Genomic DNA, 21,642 nt, shown 5'->3' with positions numbered 1-21,642 from the left:
AAGATGCAGGCGGGCTGTGTTTTCCTTATTGGCTGATTACAGTCCCAACAGTCTGACGGCGTTCTCCTTCAGAATCTTCGGCTTTACCTCATCCTTGATGCCGATAGTATCAAAGTCTTTCAGCCAGCGGTCCGGTGTGATAACCGGCCAGTCAGAGCCAAACAGCATCTTATCCTTGAGAATAGAATTGGCGTATTGAATCAGGATTTTGGGGAAGTACTTAGGTGACCAGCCTGACATATCGATATACACATTGGGCTTATGGGTCGCGACAGAAAGCGCTTCCTCTTGCCACGGAAACGATGGATGTGCCATCACGATGGGCATATCCGGGAAGTCCGCTGCTACATCGTCCAGATACATCGGATTAGAATATTTCAGACGCATATTCATACCGCCACGGCTACCCGCCCCGACGCCAGTCTGGCCGGTATGGAACAGTGAGATTGCACCCTCTTCGGCAATCGCTTCATAGAGCACATAAGCGGACCTGTCGTTGGGATAAAATCCCTGCATGGTTGGGTGAAATTTGAAACCCCGCACGCCGAAATCACGTACCAGGCGGCGTGCTTCGCGGGCGCCTAAGCGACCCTTAGCCGGATCTATCGAAGCGAAAGGGATGATAATATCGCTGTTGTCAGCGGCCAGCTGGGCCACCTCTTCATTTTCGTAGCGACGAAATCCGGTTTCTCTTTCCGCATCCACAGGAAATAGTACACAGGCAATCTTCCGGTCACGGTAGTAGGCTGCGGTTTCCTCTATGGTCGGCAGCATGTTGTGGCCTGCCGGATTCTTAAAGTATTTGGCAAAGTCCTGCTGAAACTCATAGTAACCATCGTCACGGGCACAGGTGCAAGGCTCTTCAGCATGTGTGTGGAAATCAATAGCAATGATCTCATCGATATTCATAGTGTCACCCTGTTTCTTTTAAAAATGTGATCCGGTGCAGTCAGTTCAGTTGCTGTGGGCTGAGTGCGCCGGATTGTATAAATATCGTCCGCCTAACTTAACAGGTGTACCAGCGCCAGAGTAATCGGCGGGAACAGAACCAGCAGAAAAACCCGGGAGAAGTCGGACAATATAAAGGGTACAACACCTCTGAAGCTCTCTTTCAGTGAGAGAGATTTATCAAAGGAGTTGATGATAAATACGTTCATGCCCACCGGCGGTGTGATCAGTCCCACCTCAACGACCACCAGTGCCAGAATACCAAACCAGATGCCAGTATCCTCAACCGACATACCGAAGTCCATTGCCACAATAATGGGGAAGTAGATCGGAATGGTCAGCAGAATCATCGCCAGGCTGTCCATAAAGCAACCCAGTATGAAGTAGCTGAGCAGCATCAGAGCAAGAATCAGATAGGGAGACATCTCCGCATTCAATAATAGCTCTGCACCGAGATTTGGCAGGTTTGTCAGGGCGATAAAGACACTGAACAGATCGGCACCGAGAATGATCATAAAGATCATAGCACTGGAAACGGCTGTCCTGATGATACTGTCCTTAAACTGTGCAAAGGTTAACTTGCCGTGGGTCAGTGCCAGTATTCCGGTGAGAATAACGCCGACCGCTGCCGCCTCCGTTGGGGTAAAGAAACCCAGGTAGATCCCCCCCAGCACAATCAGAAATATCGTGGTGATATGCCAGACATCCCGGGTGGATCGGAACTTTTGCCCCCAGGTGGTTTTTTCTCCCTTGGGACCTGCTTTAGGGAAGATGCGGACATAGATAGCGATGGCCAGAATATAGCCCCCGGCCGCGAGCAGTCCGGGAACAAAAGCCGCGATAAACATCTTGGATATATTCTGCTCAGTCAGCACAGCAAAGATGATTAACACCATCGATGGCGGAATCAGTATTCCCAGTGTGCCGCCCGCCGCCAGGCAGCCTGCAGCCAGTCCGCCAGCATAGTTATTCTTCTTCATCTCTGGCAGGGCCACCTGACCCATGGTCGAAGCGGTTGCCAGTGAGGAACCACAGATGGCGCCGAAGGCAGCGCAACCCGATACCGCCGCCATCGCCAGGCCGCCCTTAAACTGGCCAACCCAGGTATTACAGGTGCGGAACAGTTCGGTGGTGATACCCGCCCGGGTGGCCAGTTCACCCATCAGTAGAAACAGGGGGACCACTGACAGGTCGTAGGTCGAAAACTTCGAGTAGGGAACCGTACTCAGATAGTTAAGTGTGGTGGGGAAGCCTGCCAGAATGGTGTATCCCAGCGCACCACAGCCCAGCATGGCAATGGCAATGGGTATTCTGATCGACATCAGCACCAGCAACAGGGCCAGCATAGAGAGGGCCAGTTCAATATTACTCATGATCTCAGGTACTCCCTGAAGCCCAGCAGGGTATCAATAAAACAGCAGAGGGTAAGCAAAGCCAGACAAAAGACGGCGGGGATGTAGGCGATCCAGACCTGGAGCTCAAGAATCATCGATTGTTCCAGATACTCATAATAGTCAAGGCCACCCAGATACATCTGCCAGGTCAGCGTGGCAGCAATAATTGTAAACATCAGATTACCCATCGCATCGAGGAAGTAGATCTTCCGTTTGGCCAGGTTGAGGGTGAAAAAATCGACAATTACATGTCCTTTTTTCAGCTGGCACTCTGTCAGAAACAGGAAGATCGAGATCGCCAGTCCCATCTCCACCAGCTCATAGTCCCCTTCAACGGTAATGCCGAACAGAGTTCTTCCAATAATACTGATGACTGTCATCAGTGCGAGCAGAATCATAATGACACCCCCCGCCAGCGCCAGCTGACGGGAGATGAACTCGATTCCCCTTCTGGTTTGAGAAAGAAGCGTATACATAGCGAAGCCTATTACTTGTCAGCCGCGGCGTACTTAGCGATAAGTGCGTGGGCTTCATCCAGAAGTTTCTGAGCGTCGTAACCGTCGGATTGCATATCCTTCAGCCAGTCTTCGGTGACAAACGACAGCTTCGATTTCCAGCTCTCAACTTCAGCTGGGGGCAGTTGGTAGATCTCGTTGCCCTGCTCAACTGCGGCTTGTCGGCCGACCGCTTCATACTGATCAAACAACGCACCGATATGACCGGCCAGCTCGATACCGGAATTGTTATCGATGACTTTCTGCAAATCAGCAGGAAGTGAATCGTAAGCTTTTTTATTCATGCTGAAGATAAAGGTGTTGGCATACAGACCTGGAACTTCAGTGTGATGTTTAACCAGTTGATGGATTTTCAACGGTTTAACCACTTCGTAAGGCAGTACGGCTACGTCCAGTACACCTTTCGACAGGGCGCTGGGCATCTGAGGTACTGGCATGAATACCGGGTTAGCCCCCAGCTTAGCAAACGCGTTCGCCATGGTTTTGTTGGGCGCGCGCAGTTTCATACCCTCAAGATCAGCAGCGGTATGGATCGGCTTCTCACGGGAGTGCAGCGAACCGGGTGCATGAACATGCATGGCTAACAGGTGAACATCTTTTAACTCATCAGCCATCTCTTTTTCCGCATATTCCTGCATTGCCATGCTCATTGGTTTAGCGTCAGTGGCAATGAACGGCAGTTCAAAAACGGTTGATTTTGGAAAACGTCCCGGCGTGTAGCCGGTAACCGTCCAGGAGATATCGACGATCCCTTTACGCACCTGATCAAACAGGGCGGGTGGTTTCCCGCCCAGCTGCATCGCTGGATAGAGGTCGATCTTGATGCGTCCATCTGATTCAGCCATCACCTTATCTGCCCAGGGCTGGAGGAACTTGGAGTGCGCCATGGAAGGAGGTGGCAGGAAATGGTGTAGCTTGAAGGTATATTCAGCTTCGGCAGAGATCGCGTTACCGCAGCTTAGTAAAAGCGCACATGCGGCGAATGATTGCTTCAGAGAGGATTTAATGCCCATGTTCAGATCCTTTGGATTCTTTATTGTTGTAGGATGCCAGAGTACTGGTATTTGTATTTATGCATAAACTGTTTAGTTTGGCAACAATAGTGGCCATAAGATAAATGCCCGACTTATAGGAATTTGCGGTAGTGTCACCTGCATCTGGCGTAGAAGAGGGTCTTTATCTGCTAGGTAATCATATAAATTATTGTATTTAAATCTTTTTAATTGGTTTCTTTGTTGGGGGTTCTTAAAAAATCAGTAATTTGTTACCAATATTGTTGATTAATACAACAATATTTCGTATAAACATAAATATGAATTTTTGACGCTGGGAAGAAAACCGGCAGTTATCGCTTTGTGCAACAGAGGTGTCGAATGGCCGAGTATCGTTATATCCAATTTTCTGTAGAAGCCGATATTGGCCATCTGCAACTCAACCGTCCTGAAAAAAAGAATGCGATCAATGATGCGCTGCTGCTTGAGATAGAGGATGTGTTTATCAATATGCCTGAAGAGGTGTCCGTGGTGCTCTTCTCGGGTAACGGTCCGGAGTTTTGTTCCGGTCTTGATCTGTCCGAGCATGTCGCCCGCGATCCTTACGGTGTCGTATTGCACTCGCGCATGTGGCACCGGGTGTTTGGGCGTATTGCTAACTCTCCTATTCCCGTTGTTGCCGCACTGCATGGCGCGGTGATTGGTGGTGGTATGGAGCTGGCCTCCTGTGCTCATGTCCGTGTCGCGGATGAGACGACATACTTCCGTCTGCCGGAAGGGCGTCATGGCATTTTTGTGGGCGGGGGGGCGTCGGTCCGTGTGGGCAGCATTCTGGGCTCAAGCCGGATGATGGATATGATGCTCACCGGCCGAACCTATAATGCAGTTGACGGTGAACGTCTGGGGCTGGCCCATTACTGTGTCGAGCCGGGCACTGCGCTGGAAAAAGCCACTGAGCTGGCTAAATCAATAGCACAAAACTCACGTCTGTCTAACTATGCCATGGTAACTGGCTTGTCCCGTATTGAGAGTATGTCGATGGATGATGGTTTGTTTACCGAGTCGCTGCTGGCGGGAATGACGCAAACCAGTCCTGAGGTTCAGGAACGCATCCAGGGATTTTTGAATCGGAAAAAGAAGTAGACAGATTGTTTGCCGGCTCAAAGCAAGGTGCATTTTTGTCTTTGCACAGATGGTTTCTTTGTAAAAGGTAGTGCCGGAAATCTGCAGTGACTGAAGAAAAGAATAATTGAGGACACTCATATGGATATTAATCAAAAGGTTTTTATCGTTACCGGTGCCAGTTCTGGTTTGGGAGAAGCGGTTGCCCGTCGCCTGGTAGATCAGGGTGCGTCGGTTGTGCTGGCGGATATCAACGCAGAGCGTGGCGCTGCTGTTGCTGATTCTCTGGCAGATAAAGCGGTTTTCTGTAAAACGGATATCACTGATGAGCAATCGGCTCAAAACTGTATCGATACTGCGGTAAATACGTTTGGCTGCCTGAATGGCTTAGTTAATTGCGCCGGTATTCCGGGGGCAGAGCGCGTATTGGGTAAAAATGGTGTGCACCGTCTGGAGACGTTTAATCGTGCATTGCAGGTTAATCTGCTGGGGACCTTTAATATGGTTCGCCTGGCTGCCAGCGTGATGAGTGAACAGGATGCTCAGGAAACCGGAGAGCGGGGTGTGATTATCAATACCGCCTCGGTCGCGGCATTTGATGGTCAGATCGGTCAGGCTGCCTATGCCGCATCCAAAGGTGGAATGTGTGCCATGACTCTGCCGCTGGCCCGTGAGCTGGCGCGTTTTGGTATCCGCGTAATGACTATCGCTCCGGGCATTTTCAAAACCCCAATGATGGATGTTTTGCCGGAAGATGTTCAGGCCTCTCTGGGGGCCGCAGTGCCGTTCCCATCGCGCCTGGGTGAGCCGTCTGAATACGCTCAACTGGTGCAACAGATTATTGAAAACTGCATGCTCAATGGCGAAGTTATCCGTCTGGATGGCGCTATCCGGATGGCGGCGAAGTAGGTAACGATTATGGCTAACTATGTCGCGCCGCTTAAAGATATGACCTTTCTGTTAAACCATGTTGCGGATAGTCGCGGGTTTAATCAGATAGAGCATTTTGCGGATTTTGATCCGGCGCTGGTGTCGGCCGTTTTTGATGAAGCGGCAAAATTTGCCGGTCAGGTGCTCTCTCCGCTGAACCAGTCCGGTGATATTGAAGGCTGTCATTTCAATGATGGCAAGGTAACGACTCCAGCAGGCTGGAACGATGCCTATCAGCAGTTTTGTAGCAATGGCTGGCTGGGGCTGGCTCTGCCTGAAGCATATGGTGGACAGTCGTTACCCCGCTTTATTGCCGCAGCGGTGCATGAGATGTGGCTGAGTTCAAATCTGAGTTTCGTCATGTTTCAGGCGTTGACTCAGGGGGCTGCGGAAATTCTGCTTAGCGCCAACGATGACAGTCTTAAGCAGCGCTACCTTGAGAAGCTGGTCACCGGTGAGTGGGCAACCTGTATGTCGCTGACTGAGCCGGGTGCCGGGTCGGATCTGGGTAACATCCGTACACGTGCGGTGCGGCAGGCGGATGGACGCTACCGGATCACCGGACAGAAGATCTATATTACCTATGGCGAGCATGATCTCACCGAGAATATTGTTCATCTGGTACTGGCAAAAACGCCGGATTCACCTCCGGGCGGTAAAGGTGTTTCACTCTTTATCGTACCTAAATACATAGTCGATCAATCGGGGCAGTGCGGCGAGCTGAATGATGTTCGCTGTGTGTCGATAGAACATAAAACCGGATTGCATGGCAGCCCCACCTGTAGCATCAGTTACGGCGATGATGGTGGTGCTATCGGTGAGCTGGTTGGTGCTGAGAACCGTGGCCTGGAGTATATGTTCATTCTGATGAACGAAGCTCGTCTGAGTACGGGTCAACAGGGCGTTGCTATTGGTGAAATGGGGTATCAGCGTGCCCTTGAGTACAGTCAGGAACGCACTCAGGGGCGTGATCTGCTCAGCGGCGATACCGATGTTCAGATCGCTCGTCATCCGGATGTAAAGCGGATGCTGATGGGATTGCGGGCACAGGTTACTGCACTGCGCGCGCTGAGCTATCAGATCGCTTCCCGTCTGGATCTGGCTGAGGCAGATCCTGAAAAACGGGCAGCACACCTGCGTTTTGTTGCGCTGATGACTCCGATTTTTAAAGCCTTCTCAACCGAGAGTGGCAATCTGATGGCCGGGACTACGATTCAGATATTTGGCGGCATGGGGTTTGTCGAGGAGACCGGCGTTGCACAACTGATGCGTGATATCCGGGTGACCACCATCTACGAAGGGACCACAGGGATTCAGGCAAATGATCTGGTGTTTCGTAAAGTTCAGAGCGATCAGGGTGAAGCGCTTACAGAACTGATCGCAGATATTGAAAGTGACTTTGCCTGTTATGCCGCACTGGAGATTGCAGGCAGCGAGACTGAGATGCTGGTGCAACTGATCGCAGTGTTGAAAGAGAGCTCGCAGTTCATTTTACAGCAGGGAAAAGAGGGGCGTGAAACCCTGCTCTGCGGGGCGGTGAACTTCCTCGAGCTGATGGGCATCGCCTGTTGCAGCTGGATGATGATGCGCACTGCCGTGGCTGCTTATGAACAGAAGCAACAGAGCACAGATACGCTCTATCTGGATAATCTGATCGCGTTAAGCCGGTTCTATTTTGCTCACTTTACGCCAAAGGTGCTGGCGCTACACAGAACATTAATCAGTGCTGAAATGGGAATTCAGGACTACCGGTTTGAAGAATAAGTCGGCCCTGCAGGCTGACGGAAACAGAATAAAAAATTGAAAGTGAGAATAATAATGAACGCACAAACTCTTCCCGTAAATGTCGTTACCTATGATGTTAGCATCGAAACAAGAGATGACGGTTCTATGCTGGTCCGGTCAGATTCTGAGTTGCCTCCCTATGCAACAAAAATGACCGACAAACTGGAATACTGGGCCGCCACCGCGCCTGATCGGGTGATGGTGGCACAACGGACAGAGGACAAGCATCACTGGGAAACGGTGACTTATGCCGAAGCGCTGGAGAAGGTAAAACACCTCTCTCAGTATCTGCTGAATCAGAACCTTTGTGCTGAACGTCCTGTGGTTATCCTCTCAGGTAACAGTATCTCCCACCTGCTGGTCGGTCTGGCTGCGATGTATGTGGGAATTCCCTATTCACCGATATCCACCGCTTATTCACTGATCTCTACCGATTTTGGTAAGCTGCGCTACATCGTTGAAAAACTGACTCCAGGGCTGGTGTTTGTTGAAAATCTGGGGCCGTTCCGTGATGCGATTGATGCGGTGATGCCATCCGATTGCCGTGTGCTGGCGTATGAAGCGGACCACGGTGTTGACGATTTTAGTTTTGATCTGAGCCTGTTTTCAGATGCTGTTAACACTCCGGTCACCGATGAAGTCGTTAGCGCGAATGCTGCAGTCAATGGCGATACGATCGCTAAGCTGCTCTTCACTTCCGGTTCCACAGGGATGCCTAAAGGAGTCATCAATACTCAGCGAATGATCTGCGCCAATCAGGAAATGATCGCGACCTATCTGAATTTCGTTCACCAGCAACCGCCGGTATTGTGCGACTGGCTGCCGTGGAACCATACCTTCGGTGGTAATAAGAATACCGGGATGGTGATCTATAATGGTGGTTCACTCTATATCGACGGCGGTAAGCCGGTACCCAAGGGCATCGCTGAAACCGTTGCCAATCTGCGAGAGATTGCGCCAACCATCTACTTCAACGTGCCAAAAGGTTATGAGCTGCTGGTGAAAGAGCTGAAGCAGCATCCGGATATGGCTAAGGTGTTCTTCTCCAATCTGCAGGTGTTGTTTTATGCTGGTGCGGGCCTTGCCCAGCATGTCTGGGATGAGCTGATGGAATTATCGGTTCAGTACACAGGCCATAAAGTGCCAATTCTGACCGGGCTGGGGGCGACTGAAACCGCACCCTCTGCGATGTTCACTTCCATTGAAGAGTCGGCTTCCGGTGTTGTTGGCGTTCCGGTTCCCGGCGTTCAGCTTAAACTGGTTCCTAATCAGGGTAAGCTGGAAGTTCGGGTGAAAGGGGTCAGCGTTATGCCAGGATACTGGCGTGATGAGGTACAAACCGCGAAAGCCTTTGATGAGGAAGGGTTTTACTGCCTGGGTGATGCACTGAAGTTTATCGATGAAGAAAAACCATCTCGTGGATTTTACTTCGATGGACGTGTTTCTGAAGATTTTAAACTGGATACCGGCACCTGGGTAAGCGTGGGCACCCTTAAAGCACATATGATTCATGAGTTTGCGCCCTATATTCAGGATGTGGTGATTGTTGGCCGGGATCGTGGTTTTATCAGTGCGCTGGTATTTCCGGATTTCGAACACTGTCGCCATCTGATCGATAGTGAAGAGGGGACGCTAAGTCTGGAACAGATCGTTAATCATGCAGCGGTTCGTCAGGTGTTCAATGATCATCTTGCCAGCATGGCTGAAAAAAGTACCGGAAGCTCTACCCGCATTCAGAGTCTGGTGCTGCAAAGCGAGCCGGCAGATATTGACGCCCATGAGATGACCGATAAGGGATCGCTTAACTCAAATGCGGTGATCAGTAATCGTGCGGATATTGTTAACGATATATACAGCGCAACGCCATCAGCGCAGGTGATTACGCTTTAACGCTGTTAATTCAATAAACATATAACCAGATATCTATTCTCGTGAATATGGTTTGGTAGATGCCATATCCAGAAACATGTTTTGAGTTGCTTTTTTGACTCTCCTCAGTGCCCCTTTCTAAGGGGCTTTTTTTTGAGGCTTTTTAAAAGGGGATGTTAAAGGGATAAGAACTCTTATTTTTAGATAGGTTGATGCAGTTTTCTTATAACCTGATTTTTTTATTATCGTGTTAATATATTAAGGATCATTAATTTATTATAAATAAAGTGATTAGACAAAAAATAAAAATAAATGCCTGCATGAGGAAATTATGAAGCATAATTTCGATCTAAGGATGAAGGGTGGTGATAGGGATGTTATTGTTAAAAAATCTACTGAGATTGTTCATTCATTGGCTGGATGCGGTGATGAGATCACGGTTTACCTGCTTCCTGAGGGGCTGGAACGGACCATCCGGATCAGTGTTCATCAGCGTATCTTTGTAAACTACTTTATATTTGATAGTTGTGAAAATCACCCGGAGCCCTCGCTCTATGCTGAGAGTTCAGCAGAGAATATGATCTGCCTGGAATCAGCTCCACTCAAAGCTTTGATTCTTCATCTGTTAGAGCTTAAAGAGACCGTTACACCTGAGTTGCAACGCCACTATATCGATATCATTTTCCACTATATCCAGATGGAAATTGGATTTGACCGGCGGGTTGAAGAGGCGAGTCGTAATAAGCAACTGATAATGGGCAAACTGCGGGAGTTTATTGATCAGAATATAAAGCGCAACCTGTCTGTAAAGAGTCTGACGGGTGTGTGTCATATGAGTGAGCGGTCGCTCTATTACCTGTTTCGGGAGAGTGAGTCTACGACGCCGCTTAGCTATATTCAGCAGCGCAAAATAGCATTGGCGCATCGCGAGATTACAGCGGGGAGTTCAGCCCGGAGTATCACCCAGATCGCTATGGATTATGGTTTTACCAATATGGGTCGTTTTTCACAGCTTTATCGCAAACAGGTGGGAGAACTACCATCGGTGACCCGTTCCAGATCGGTTGAACAGCCGTTAAGGGCCTGACCGCTTAGGGTTTTTTAGGTTTTAAATATCAGATATCAGGTATGGCTGTAACGTCTGACAGAGATAGGTTTATCTCTGTCTGTCACGTGGATCTGCTAACGCTTAATAACGGTAATGAAAGGAGGATAGAGATACCGGTGAAGGGGGCCAGTATCTCTATCCAGATGTATCGGTTCTAAGAGTTGATGAGCTTAGAACTTGTACATTGCCATGACTTCAACCTGCTGCCCAGCTGGACGCAGAGGGTGGTTGGCCATGTCCTGATCACGCCACTCAATACCAAAATCCAGACCCGGCAGATAGGTATAGATCAGGGTTGCGGTGGTCTCGTAAGCTGATGTATTGGCTGTGTCATCGACCTCTACTTTGCCGTAACGCAGCGTGCCGTTGAGGTTTTCGGTCAGGTTCTGAGTCACACCCAGGTTGAAACCGGTTTGAGAGATCAGATCTCCTGAACCATCGATATCACAGGTTGCTGTATTTCCTGGGTTCCACATACCACCAACACAAACACCCGTATACGGGCCGGTACCTTTACCCGTAAATGCACCGGCAAACAGAGCGCCTTTGCCAACGGCCAGCTTACCCAACAGTGAGATAGTTGCACCAATTTTAGAATCGTCAACAGAGGTTGTCTGAACTTCACGGGCTGTTATGGCAACATTGTAAGCACTGCCGGATTTAAAACGATTGGAATAAGATGCAACCAGGTCAGGCATGGAGGCGTTATCATACAGCGGATCCTGCGCAGTAAAGCGGAAACCGTTGGTGGTGTAGTGAATCACGGTAGAAGGGCGAACAGTACCTCCGTTACCGCCAATGGTGCCGAATCCAGGTCCAAAGAAGTTGATCATCCGCGCGTCAAAGGGGGCAGTGGCAAAGAACTGGCCATTCCAGGTCTGGCCAATGGTCAGGTTATCAATGCTGATGTAGGCGTGACGCAGACGTAATGCAGCAGCTGAGTTGTAGCTTTGGTTTTCCCAGAAATCGGACTCAATAAAGCCGGAAACTTTATGGCCTTCGATCTCTCTGCTGGCCTTCAGGTTAAAACGTGACTGGCGGGTTGTAGTTTCCAGAGTATTGTCGCCACTATCGGGCATACCCCAGATCGCTTCTGCCTTAAGGTATCCGCCAACGCTGAAAGTCGTGCCTTTAAACTCGCCCAGCTCAACAGCGCTAACGAAAGAGGATGCGGTTGCGGCAAGAATTGCAATACTTAGTTTATTAAGTTTTTTCATCTAAGTGAAGCCTCATTATTATTATATAGGTGAGGTCTTATGATCTCATATCGATAGAAATCTAATACTTGAATACTGCAAATCTATGTACAGATACTGCAAAAATTGCAGCAGGGAGATCGCTCAGCGTTTATGACTGTGTTATTAAGAACGTCCTACTAATAATGTGTTAATAGATAGGATGCGAGTCGTATTTGTTTTAGACATATTAGCTATATTAAGTTTGACTGCCTGCATTTATCTATTAAATGACAGCTGGGTGCTTATGTCGGACCAATTACACTACTCGGTCAATTCTCAGACAACTTCGCATCAATAAGTTCAGATTAGTTTTATCTCTTATTTCTCGCTTTGTTAGTGAATATAAGCCGATGAATCCTTCCTATCATGCTTCATTACAGGTTTGAACTGGCCGCCGCAAAGAGCGCTGTGGGGGATAGAACGGCCGGATTTTATCTATGAAAGCATGAGGTCCGGGGAGTGCGGCTGGCAGGCTTTTTTTGAGCGTCTGTCAGCCGCTACTGGTTGTTGGGTGTCGGTTCATCAATCAGGTTAGCGATAGAATTATGTCTTCTTAAAAAGATACATATATGTATTTATGTTTGTTTTATAAGCAGTTTTTACCCGCCTTTCTACGGTCTATTTACAATGCTTTTATTGATTAATATGAGATAAATTAATTTAAAAACAATAGCTTATAGATTTGTTGTTAGAGGATGGTGCGTTTTATCAGAAAAGATACAGTTGTGTATTTTTTTATTGACAAGCCGGATTCTGTTGTTAGTATTGTGCATACAGTTATGTATGTTTAGAGGTGCGGCATTGTGAAAGAGAGCGAACGTAAGTTTATCCAGGCAGCGGATCATAAGACGGGTTACTACCGGGCAGGATCGGGCAATCCATTGGTTCTGTTACATGGTTCCGGGCCGGGCGTATCTGGCTGGACTAACTGGGGAGGGCTGATTGATGAGCTGTCTGTTGATTACGATGTCATCGTTCCTGATATTGCCGGTTTTGGTTTTACCGAGTTTAAAGAGGGAACCCAGTACGATATTAAGTTCTGGACCAACCATCTGGTTAAATTCCTCGATGCCATTGGTGTCGATAAGATTTCGCTGGTAGGTAACTCTTTTGGTGGTGCTGTGGGTATCGGCCTGGCGCTGTTTAATCCTGAACGCCTGGATAAGCTGGTTCTTTTAGGAACCCCAGCGGGAACCTTTGAACAGACTAAAGGGTTAGCTGGCGCCTGGTTGTATGAGCCATCTATCGAGAATATGCGCTCTCTGATGGAGCTGTTTCCTTATAACAAATCCCTGATTACAGACGAGCTTGTCCAGAGCCGCTATGAAGCCAGTGCCCGGCCTGGTGCGCAGGGGGCGTTGCGTAAGCTTCTGCCAAAACCGGCAGAGGAGGGCGTCACTATGGTGAAAGCGTTCCCGGTTAAAGCTATTCAGCATATCACTGCACCGACACTGGTTCTGCATGGCAGAGAAGATCATGTTGTCCCTCTGCAGTGTGGCTATACCCTGGTGGAGAACATTCCTGGTGCCGATCTGTTTGTCTTTGGGCAATGCGGCCACTGGGTTCAGACCGAGCAGCGGGAAAAATTCCTCGCCTGCATCCGTAACTTTGTCAGCAAATAAAAATGAAGAAGCAACAGCGGGGCTCAGAATAACAATGAAAAGAGATGTGCTGGAACGCGTTCTCTGGAGTCTGTCAGTGGACAGATTTTCAAAAGAGAAATTTAAAGAAAATCCCGAAAAGTACCTCAGCCGTTTTCCTCTGGATGCTGATGATGTCGAGATGATTCTCAGTTTTGATGTGAAGAAACTGCAGCAGATCGGTGTCAGCTCGCTGCTGACCATGGGGTACTGGATTGAGATGTCGCCCGATAAAAGCATGGTGACTTATAACAAAAAGCTCGGGTCTGAGAGCAGCTACTCGGCATCGATAAAGGGGTAATAAAGATGGCAAAAATTGTAGGCGGTTTTTTAGTACCGCACGACCCTATCATGTTTGTTGCACCCAACGCCCCTGACAAAATTGTCGCGGATAAGGCCTGGGAAGCATATGAAACCTGCGCTCAGAATCTTGCTGCGATGGATGTTACCACGGTGATTATTGTGGGCAACGATCACTACATGCTGTTTGGTACAACCTGTCTGCCAAAATATTGTATTGGTACTGGCCATGTTGAAGGTCCGATAGACCGTCTGCCAGGACTTAATAAGGCACTGGTCAATAACAATGAAGCGCTGGCCAGCTTTATTGCCAGCGATGGTGCAGAGCAGGGATTCGACTGGGCCGTGGCCCGTTCATTTACGACCGATCATGCGTTCTCTATTCCTTATCAGTTGATTGTTCAGCGCGCTGAAGCGATCAGTGGTCGTGAAATCAAAGCGATTCCAGTCTATCTGGGCAGTGCGGTTGACCCCTTTATCTCGATGAAACGTTGCCGCGAACTGGGCGAGCAGATTGCTGCGTCTGTTAGCCGTTTTGACAGTGATGAAAATGTTGCGGTGATAGGCAGTGGCGGTATCAGTCACTGGGTCGGCGTTAAAGAGTCGGGCAAGGTAAACCCTGAGTTTGATCAGCGGATTATCGACCTCTGTTGCAACCAGGATCTGGATCAGATGATCGCACTCTCTGATGAGCAGATTCTGGAGCAGGGGGGGAATGGCGCGATGGAGTTGCGTAACTTCGTGTGTGCCATGGCAGCCGTTGGCGCTGGCACAGTATCACTGATTGAGTACCAGCCGGTGCCTGAATGGGTAACCGGGCTTGGATTTATGGAACTGAGAGCGAGTTGAGTCCCATGGAAAAAGTCTATCTGTGTAAAGCCACTGACCTGGAAGCAAACCAGGTTAAGAAAATTGAAAATAATACGTTTGGCGATATCGCTGTGTATAACCTGGGTGGCCAGTTCTATGCGACCGCTGATCTGTGCACCCATGCAACCGCTTCCCTGGCGGAGGGCGATATTGAGGATGACATGATTGTCTGTCCTGTGCACTGGGGAATGTTCCATATTCCAAGCGGCGAGGCGCAGGGGTTTCCCTGTGAAACTGATTTGCAAACATATCCTGTCGAAGTTGTGGGTGATGAGGTTTTTGCAGTCATTGAAGTCGATGAAAACATTATTGCTAAAGCGTAAAGGTACCTGATATGAGCAACTTGATAAAAACGATAGATACGACAGATTGTTTGGAAGGCATAGAGTCTGTATGTGATATTGAAGGTGGCCGTATTTCCGGTGAAATTTTCTACGATCAGAAGATCTATGAACAGGAACTGGAAAAAGTCTTTGCCCGCTGCTGGCTGTTTGTCGGACATGAGTCTCAGATTAAAAAAACCGGTGACTATATCACCACCACGATGGGTGAGGATGAGGTTATCGTTATTCGTCAGAAAAGTGGCGGCGTTAAGGTGCTGTTGAATGCCTGTCCACACCGGGGTAACAAAGTCTGCTTCTCTGAGTCAGGGTCCACCCGTGGCTTTATCTGTAACTATCATGGCTGGTCTTTCAATGTTGAGGGTAATCTGATTGGTCAGCATGAATCAGGTATCTATGAAGACAGTAATTTTGACAAGTCGAAGTGGGGTCTGAAAGAGGTTGCTAAGGTTGATTCATACAAAGGGCTGATTTTTGCAACCTTTGATCCGGACAGCCCAACCCTTGAAGAGTATCTGGGGCCAATGACCTGGTACCTCGATTCACTGTTTGATAATCAGGAGGGGGGCACTGAGTTTGTCGGTGGTTGTATCCGCTCTACCTATGAGTGTAACTGGAAAATCGCGGCGGAAAATTTTGTCGGCGATATCCTCCACGCGGGCTGGACACATGATTCTGCAGCGCGGGCTATGCTGGGTGGTTCGGTTGCTAAAGTGAGTGATTTTGACGAATCCTACTCCGTTAACTGGAACGGCCACGGTTATGAATTTGCGCTGGATACCGTCGGCAATGTCGCCGTACTGGGGGACTCTCAGTTAAATAAGTATCTGCATACCATTAAGCCATCAGTGGCTGAGCGACTGGGTGAATTCCGTTCCAATATGATCGGTTCGGTTTCCTCCTGCACCATCTTCCCTAACTTCTCATTCCTCGCGGGACAGAACACTGTACGTATATGGCAGCCCCGTGGGCCTAACAAAATCGAGCTCTTTACCTGGGTGGTGGTGAATAAAAGTGCACCTCAGGACATTAAAGACAGATGGCGTAAAGGTGCAATGATGACCTTCTCGCCTACCGGTGTATTTGAGATGGATGACGGTGAAAACTGGGAATACTGCACTAAGACGGCGAAAGGCAAAGTGACCGCCAAACAGGATCTCTTTATCGGTCTGGGGATGGATACCTATCTGGAAGATACAGACCTTCCGGCCAATGTCTATAAAGGCCAGCTGAATGAAGCTAATTCAAGGGCGTTTTATCAGCGTTGGCAGGATCTGCTGCAAGCAAAGAGTTGGGCCGAAGTCCCGAATCGTAATAAAGGTAAAGCGGAGGTGGAGAAATGAACAGCAAAGATCAACAGCTGACTCCGGTTTCAATGGAGATGCATTACAAAGTCACCGGTTTCCTGAATATGGAATACCGTTTACTGGATGAAGAACGCTTTAGCGAATGGTTAACACTGATGGCCGATGATATTCATTACTGGATGCCGGGAATTGAAAACCGTCGCCGAGAAAACCTGTTGAGCGAAGGTTTTTATGACCCCAATCATATGGCGTTTTTTGATGACAACATTACCGATCTGAGTCGCCGTGTGGCCCGCTTTGCCCAACCGTCTGCCTGGGCTGAAAATCCGGCTACCCGCAATGTTCATACCCTGTCAAATGTAGAAGTGTTTGAGGGCGAGTCTGAATCAGAGCTGCTGGTCTATTCAGTATTCCAGAGTGTGCGTAGTCGTGGACAGGATGAGGAATACGTCATCTTTGGACGTCGCCGTGACCTGCTGGTGAAAAGCGGAGACAGTTTCAAGATCCGTAAGCGTCTGATTCTGATGCCGAATGCGACGCTGAGTTGCAAGAATATCAATACTTTCCTGTGAGGGATTTATGACGATTCTGAAAGACAAAGTCGCGTTTATCTCTGGTGGTGCTGAGGGCATCGGCCGGGCCGTGGTTGAGCGGTTCATAAAGGAGGGCGCTAAAGTAGCGGTGCTGGACCTGAATCAGGAAAAGCTTGCTCAGCTGCAGGCGCGCTATCCGGATGAGCTCTGTTCTGTCTGCGGTGATGTCACCAACTACAGCGATAACCACAAAGTGGTGGAGTTGGCGGTTGAACGTTTTGGCAAACTCGATATCTTTGTTGGCAATGCGGCGTTGTTTGATTTTTTTGCGCCGCTTTCCCGTATTGCACCAGAGAAGCTTGAGGCCAGTTTCAACAAGCTGTTTCAGGTCAATGTGCTGGGGTATATGAACGGGGTGAAAGCGGCGATGGATCAGCTTAAGCAGAACCATGGCAGCATCGTCCTGACGGTTTCTAATTCTGGCTTTTACCCCGGTGGCGGTGGTGTGTTGTATGTGACATCCAAGCACGCGGTAGTCGGCCTGATTAAACAACTTGCCTATGAACTTGCGCCGGAGATCCGTGTAAACGGTGTCTCTCCCGGGGCAACCGATACTGAGATGAAGTCGGTTGAGGGTATCTCCAGTAAGGCCCGGCCGCTGAATCATATCCCTGATTTTAATGAAAATGCGGCGAATGCCGTGCCGTTAAAAAAGATTGCAAGCCCTGAGGACCATACTGCCCTTTATGTCCTTCTGGCTGCAAATGAACAGTCCCCGATGACCACAGGAACTGTTATCCACAGTGATGGAGGTTGGATAGCCCGATGAGTATACAACAAGAAAAAGCGCTGTTTAGTCGCCTGAAACTACCGATGATTGTGGCGCCGATGTTTCTGGTTTCTTCGCCAGAACTGGTGATTGCCAGCTCAAAGAGTGGTGTGATTGGCAGCTTACCTGCAGCCAATGCCCGGACGGTTGAAACCCTCAATGAGTGGATGGCTCAGGTCCATGGTGAGCTGAATAGCCAGTCACTGCCCTGGTTGTTCAATATGATTGTGCACTCCTCCTACGATCGTTTTGATGCTGAGATTGAGCTGGTGCGCAAATATCAGCCCGCCATTGTGTCAACGGCGCTGGGGTCGCCGAAGCGGGTGATGGAGGTGGTCAAATCCTACGGCGGTAAAGTCTATGCCGATGTTATTACGCCGGGTATGGCAAAGAAATCAGCCGATGCCGGAGTGGATGGCCTGATTCTGGTCACTCAGGGGGCGGGGGGACACACCGGGCGTTACAACCCACTCGCCTTTATCGCTGAAGTACGTCAGTTCTGGGATGGTCCGCTGGGGATTGCCGGCTGTATCTCTCACGGCTCTGATGTGGCGGCCATGCTGGTGGCGGGCGCTGACTTTGTTGCCAGTGGTACCCGTTATATCGCCGCAACTGAAAGTTTTGCCAGTGATGAATACAAGCAGATGCTGGTGGATACCGATATTGAAGGGGTTGTGGAAACCAAAGCGGTGAGCGGTGTGCTGGCAAACTGGATGCAGGCCAGCCTGGATAAAGCGGGCATTGATCCTGACGCCAGCAACGATGCCAAAATCGATTTCTCCGGCAATATTTCGACAGCCAATAAAGCCTGGAAGGATGTCTGGTCGGCGGGACAGGGCGTTGGCAGTACCACTGCGATTGAAAGCGCCACCGGGATTACCGAGCGTTTTTACAATGAGTTTACCGATGCGCTGAAACGGTCTCAGGCGATTGCAGCCGGGTATCTGGCATGAGCAGTAGTCACTACAGAGAGATTGCGGAATCGATCCTTCAGGGGCGAAAAACTGCAACGGCTATCGCGCCAGTATCCGCTGATTTTCCGCAGCTAAGCATCGATGATGCTTATCAGATTCAGTCGATAGTTAATCAGCGTAGACTCGATGAAGGTGGCAGAGTCGTAGGTTATAAGATCGGTCTCACCTCTGAAGCGGTGCAACAACAGCTGGGCGTTGATCAACCCGATTACGGTGTGCTGTTCGCTGATATGGAAGTGTTGAGTGGTGAATCGGTTGATTGTAGTGGGCTGATTGCGCCCAAAGCCGAGGGTGAAATTGGCTTCTGCTTTAAAGAGGATCTGGATAAAGAAAATCTGACCTTTATGGAGCTGTTATCCGCGATCGACTACTTCTTCCCAGTCATCGAAATCGTTGATTCGGTGGTTGCGGACTGGAAGATCGGCATCGTCGATACCATTGCTGACAATGCCTCTTCTGCCCTGTATATGCCGGGCAAACGGATCTTTTCACCGCAGGGTGTGGACTTTGAAGCACTGGCCGTGGCGATTCATTCCAATAATGAATGTGTTGCCAGCGGGCGGGGATCTGCATGCCTGGGGAGTCCGCTGCTATCGGCTTATTGGCTGGCAAAAAAGCTGATAGAACTCAGCACACCAATACGTAAAGGTCAGATTGTTCTGTCGGGCGCTCTGGCGCCGATGGTCAGTCTGATACCTGGTCAGCAGTACTCTTTCCGTTTTGAAGGGCTGGATGAGATTAGTCTGAACGCAGAATAGCTAAATAACTATAAAAAATATGAAAGAAGGTTTGTTATGGGTGCCGATATTTTTTCGCAGATGCCGAAAACATCTGTTGATATGCTGTTGAGTGATGATGGTTCATTTATCATTCAGTCAAAAACACCGTTAGACAGTTATGAGCGCTGCGCAGGCGACTGGTTGGAAACCTGGGCAGAGAAACGGCCCGATCAGGTTGTCCTGGCAGAACGGCAGGGCGAAGGCTGGCGTACACTGACCTACCGTCAGTGTCGCGATCAGGTTCATAATATTGCACAGGGGATGATTAATCTGGGACTGGTTGGCAAAGGGCCGCTGGTTATCCTGTCTGGAAATTCAGTTGATCATGCGCTGATGATGATGGCTGCGATGCATATCGGTATCCCTGTGACATCGATATCCGTTGCCTACTCGCTGGTGGCGAAAACCTATGAGCAGCTTCACGGCACGATTAAGCGACTCAGACCCTGTGCGGTGTATGCCGACAACGAGGCGGCGTTTGCACCGGCTATCCAGGGGTGTGAGCAGATCAGTCTTTTCATTACCTCGCAAAAGTCAGACGTGGACTCTGATGCCATTACGTTTCAGTCACTGATTGAGACTCTGGCAACGGAAGCGGTGTCAGCGCTGTTTCAGACACTGGATGGTGATACCCACGCCAAGTATATGCTGACATCGGGTTCGACCGGAAAGCCAAAAATTGCGGTCGTCACCCAGCGAATGATCTGTTCCAACCAGCAGATGATTGCTCAGTATTACCCGTTTATTGAGCAGGAAACTCCCCGGATTCTGGACTGGCTTCCCTGGAGTCATACCTTTGGTTCAAACCACAACTTCAACCTGGTGCTGCGCAACGGTGGTTCGCTGTATATCGATAATGGCAAACCGGTGCCAAATCTGATTGGCGAAACGCTTAAAAATATCAAAGAGATTAAGCCGAATCTCTACTTCAATGTGCCTAAAGGCTATGAAGTATTGGTGGAGCATCTGCAGCAGGATGAAGAGCTGAAAAAGACATTCTTTTCCAATATCAACATGCTGTTTTATGCGGCGGCAGCGTTGGCGCCGTCGGTTTGGGATGATCTTAAGCGGATGGCGGAAGAGGTGGGGCACGATGTGTTCTTCACTACGGAGTGGGGCGCGACTGAAACGGCTCCTGCGATTACTAATGTGCATTGGCGACTGGATAAGCCGGGCAACATTGGTGTGCCTTTCCCCGGTGTACAGATTCGTTTTGTACCGAATGGCTCCAAGCTGGAGATGCGCATTAAAGGTCCGATTGTGTTTGAACAGTACCTCAATGACCCTGAAGCCACCACTGCCGCCTTTGATGAGCTGGGTTTCTACTGCATCGGTGATGCCGGCAAATTGAAAAACAGAGAAAACCCATCCGAAGGTATTCTGTTTGATGGACGTGTGTCCGAAGACTTCAAACTCAGTACGGGCACCTGGGTGTGTGTTGCGTCTATCCGCTCGCGGATGTATCAGAACTTCGGCGATCTGGTTTCAGATGGTGTTGTGGTCGGGCATAACCAGGATTATATCAGTCTGATGGTGATTCCCGGACCGAAAATGCGTCAGCTGGCGGGTGATACCGAAGGACGGATGAGTGGTCATGAGCTGTTTGCCGTCGCGGACGTCAGAGCGGCGTTGCAAACATCGCTTGAACAGATGTCATCCTCCGCTAAAGGCTCTTCTCAGAAAGTGTGCAAGTTACTGGTGTTGGATGAGTTGCCTCATCTGGAGCTGGGTGAAATAACCGATAAGGGCAGTCTGAACCAGCGAAAAATGCTGGAGAACCGAAGTGACTCGGTTGATGAAATCTATAAAAAAAGTTCGTCTGAATTAGTTCTTAGCATTATTTAGTGGGTGGTGTGAGCGATGAGTAAGAAACTGAAAGCAGTGATTATCGGACCGGGCAATATCGGTACCGATTTGCTGATGAAGATGCAGCGTTCCGAGTGGATCGAACCGGTGTGGATGGTGGGTATCGACCCGGAATCCGATGGCCTGAAACGCGCCCGTGAGATGGGTATTAAAACCATCGCTGAAGGCGTTGATGGAGTGCTGCCGTACGTCATCGAAGATGATATCCGCGTCGCTTTTGATGCTACCTCGGCCTATGTTCATGCCGAGAACAGCCGCAAGCTGAACGAACTGGGCGTCATCATGATCGACCTGACACCGGC

General features: G+C 49.4%; 20 protein-coding genes and 1 pseudogene. 16 read left to right on the top strand and 5 right to left on the bottom strand.

Going from position 1 to position 21,642, the window contains the following annotated elements; all coding sequences use genetic code 11:
* Positions 1-36: 36 nt before the first annotated feature.
* The 4 genes from BMY09_RS17185 to BMY09_RS17170 all read right to left on the bottom strand — a co-directional run bounded on the left by BMY09_RS17185 (position 37) and on the right by BMY09_RS17170 (position 3,870).
* Positions 37-909 carry an amidohydrolase family protein gene (locus BMY09_RS17185; RefSeq protein ID WP_091360707.1) on the bottom strand — a complete coding sequence of 291 codons (873 nt, stop codon included), beginning with the start codon at positions 907-909 and terminating at the stop codon, positions 37-39.
* Positions 910-1,001: 92 nt separating this feature from the next.
* The gene (locus BMY09_RS17180; protein ID WP_091360705.1) at positions 1,002-2,321 is read right to left on the bottom strand and encodes a TRAP transporter large permease; all 1,320 of its coding nucleotides are present in this window, start codon (positions 2,319-2,321) and stop codon (positions 1,002-1,004) included.
* Entirely contained in the window at positions 2,318-2,818 is a 501-nt protein-coding gene (locus BMY09_RS17175) for a TRAP transporter small permease (protein WP_091360703.1), read from the bottom strand. The genes BMY09_RS17180 and BMY09_RS17175 overlap by 4 nt, the downstream gene beginning before the upstream one ends.
* Positions 2,819-2,829: 11 nt before the next feature.
* Entirely contained in the window at positions 2,830-3,870 is a 1,041-nt protein-coding gene (locus BMY09_RS17170; protein WP_091360701.1) for a TRAP transporter substrate-binding protein, read from the bottom strand.
* A 360-nt stretch (positions 3,871-4,230) separates the two neighbouring features.
* Here BMY09_RS17170 and BMY09_RS17165 point away from each other — a divergent pair, with 360 nt between their 5' ends.
* The 5 genes from BMY09_RS17165 (at position 4,231) to BMY09_RS17145 (ending at position 10,642) form a co-directional block, all read left to right on the top strand.
* On the top strand, positions 4,231-4,992 hold the full coding sequence (locus tag BMY09_RS17165; protein WP_091360700.1) for a crotonase/enoyl-CoA hydratase family protein: 762 nt from the start codon (positions 4,231-4,233) through the stop codon (positions 4,990-4,992).
* Between the two features lie 120 nt (positions 4,993-5,112).
* The gene (locus BMY09_RS17160) at positions 5,113-5,880 is read left to right on the top strand and encodes a 3-hydroxyacyl-CoA dehydrogenase (RefSeq protein WP_091360698.1); all 768 of its coding nucleotides are present in this window, start codon (positions 5,113-5,115) and stop codon (positions 5,878-5,880) included.
* A 9-nt stretch (positions 5,881-5,889) separates the two neighbouring features.
* Positions 5,890-7,665, top strand: a complete 1,776-nt coding sequence (locus BMY09_RS17155; protein ID WP_091360697.1) for an acyl-CoA dehydrogenase — start codon at positions 5,890-5,892, stop codon at positions 7,663-7,665.
* A 54-nt stretch (positions 7,666-7,719) separates the two neighbouring features.
* Positions 7,720-9,576 carry a feruloyl-CoA synthase gene (locus BMY09_RS17150; RefSeq protein WP_091360695.1) on the top strand — a complete coding sequence of 619 codons (1,857 nt, stop codon included), beginning with the start codon at positions 7,720-7,722 and terminating at the stop codon, positions 9,574-9,576.
* A gap of 310 nt (positions 9,577-9,886) precedes the next feature.
* Entirely contained in the window at positions 9,887-10,642 is a 756-nt protein-coding gene (locus BMY09_RS17145) for an AraC family transcriptional regulator (RefSeq protein ID WP_091360692.1), read from the top strand.
* Positions 10,643-10,833: 191 nt separating this feature from the next.
* Here the strand turns inward: BMY09_RS17145 and BMY09_RS17140 are convergent, their stop codons facing one another.
* On the bottom strand, positions 10,834-11,880 hold the full coding sequence (locus BMY09_RS17140; RefSeq protein WP_091360690.1) for a hypothetical protein: 1,047 nt from the start codon (positions 11,878-11,880) through the stop codon (positions 10,834-10,836).
* 824 nt (positions 11,881-12,704) lie between these two features.
* Here BMY09_RS17140 and BMY09_RS17135 point away from each other — a divergent pair.
* The 11 genes and pseudogenes from BMY09_RS17135 to BMY09_RS17085 all read left to right on the top strand — a co-directional run.
* Positions 12,705-13,523 carry an alpha/beta fold hydrolase gene (locus tag BMY09_RS17135; RefSeq protein WP_091360689.1) on the top strand — a complete coding sequence of 273 codons (819 nt, stop codon included), beginning with the start codon at positions 12,705-12,707 and terminating at the stop codon, positions 13,521-13,523.
* A gap of 76 nt (positions 13,524-13,599) precedes the next feature.
* Entirely contained in the window at positions 13,600-13,842 is a 243-nt protein-coding gene (locus BMY09_RS17130; RefSeq protein WP_217647464.1) for a hypothetical protein, read from the top strand.
* A gap of 5 nt (positions 13,843-13,847) precedes the next feature.
* Complete coding sequence (locus BMY09_RS17125; RefSeq protein WP_091360685.1) at positions 13,848-14,690, top strand: DODA-type extradiol aromatic ring-opening family dioxygenase; 843 nt, start codon at positions 13,848-13,850, stop codon at positions 14,688-14,690.
* A gap of 5 nt (positions 14,691-14,695) precedes the next feature.
* Positions 14,696-15,034, top strand: coding sequence for a non-heme iron oxygenase ferredoxin subunit (locus tag BMY09_RS17120; protein ID WP_091360683.1), 339 nt, complete (start codon positions 14,696-14,698; stop codon positions 15,032-15,034).
* A gap of 11 nt (positions 15,035-15,045) precedes the next feature.
* The gene (locus BMY09_RS17115) at positions 15,046-16,395 is read left to right on the top strand and encodes an aromatic ring-hydroxylating oxygenase subunit alpha (protein ID WP_091360681.1); all 1,350 of its coding nucleotides are present in this window, start codon (positions 15,046-15,048) and stop codon (positions 16,393-16,395) included.
* Positions 16,392-16,931, top strand: coding sequence for a 3-phenylpropionate/cinnamic acid dioxygenase subunit beta (locus tag BMY09_RS17110; protein WP_091360679.1), 540 nt, complete (start codon positions 16,392-16,394; stop codon positions 16,929-16,931). The genes BMY09_RS17115 and BMY09_RS17110 overlap by 4 nt, the downstream gene beginning before the upstream one ends.
* 7 nt (positions 16,932-16,938) lie before the next feature.
* Positions 16,939-17,721 (top strand): 3-(cis-5,6-dihydroxycyclohexa-1,3-dien-1-yl)propanoate dehydrogenase, encoded by a 783-nt coding sequence (gene hcaB / locus BMY09_RS17105; RefSeq protein WP_091360677.1) that lies wholly within the window; start codon positions 16,939-16,941, stop codon positions 17,719-17,721.
* Positions 17,718-18,674: an NAD(P)H-dependent flavin oxidoreductase gene (locus BMY09_RS17100; protein WP_091360676.1), complete on the top strand. Its 957-nt coding sequence runs from the start codon at positions 17,718-17,720 to the stop codon at positions 18,672-18,674. Before hcaB ends, BMY09_RS17100 begins: the two co-directional genes overlap by 4 nt.
* Positions 18,671-19,453, top strand: coding sequence for a 2-keto-4-pentenoate hydratase (locus BMY09_RS17095; RefSeq protein ID WP_091360674.1), 783 nt, complete (start codon positions 18,671-18,673; stop codon positions 19,451-19,453). The genes BMY09_RS17100 and BMY09_RS17095 overlap by 4 nt, the downstream gene beginning before the upstream one ends.
* Before the next feature lie 36 nt (positions 19,454-19,489).
* Positions 19,490-21,319 carry a feruloyl-CoA synthase gene (locus BMY09_RS17090; RefSeq protein ID WP_091360672.1) on the top strand — a complete coding sequence of 610 codons (1,830 nt, stop codon included), beginning with the start codon at positions 19,490-19,492 and terminating at the stop codon, positions 21,317-21,319.
* A gap of 15 nt (positions 21,320-21,334) precedes the next feature.
* Positions 21,335-21,642 (top strand): annotated as a pseudogene (locus BMY09_RS17085) (acetaldehyde dehydrogenase (acetylating)); the annotation flags it as partial.

It is taken from the genome of Amphritea atlantica (genome assembly GCF_900111095.1).
In the GTDB taxonomy this organism is placed as follows: Bacteria; Pseudomonadota; Gammaproteobacteria; order Pseudomonadales; family Balneatricaceae; genus Amphritea; species Amphritea atlantica.
Note: the sequence above shows the minus strand (reverse complement) of the source record. Positions and strands in the feature narration are given on the sequence as shown.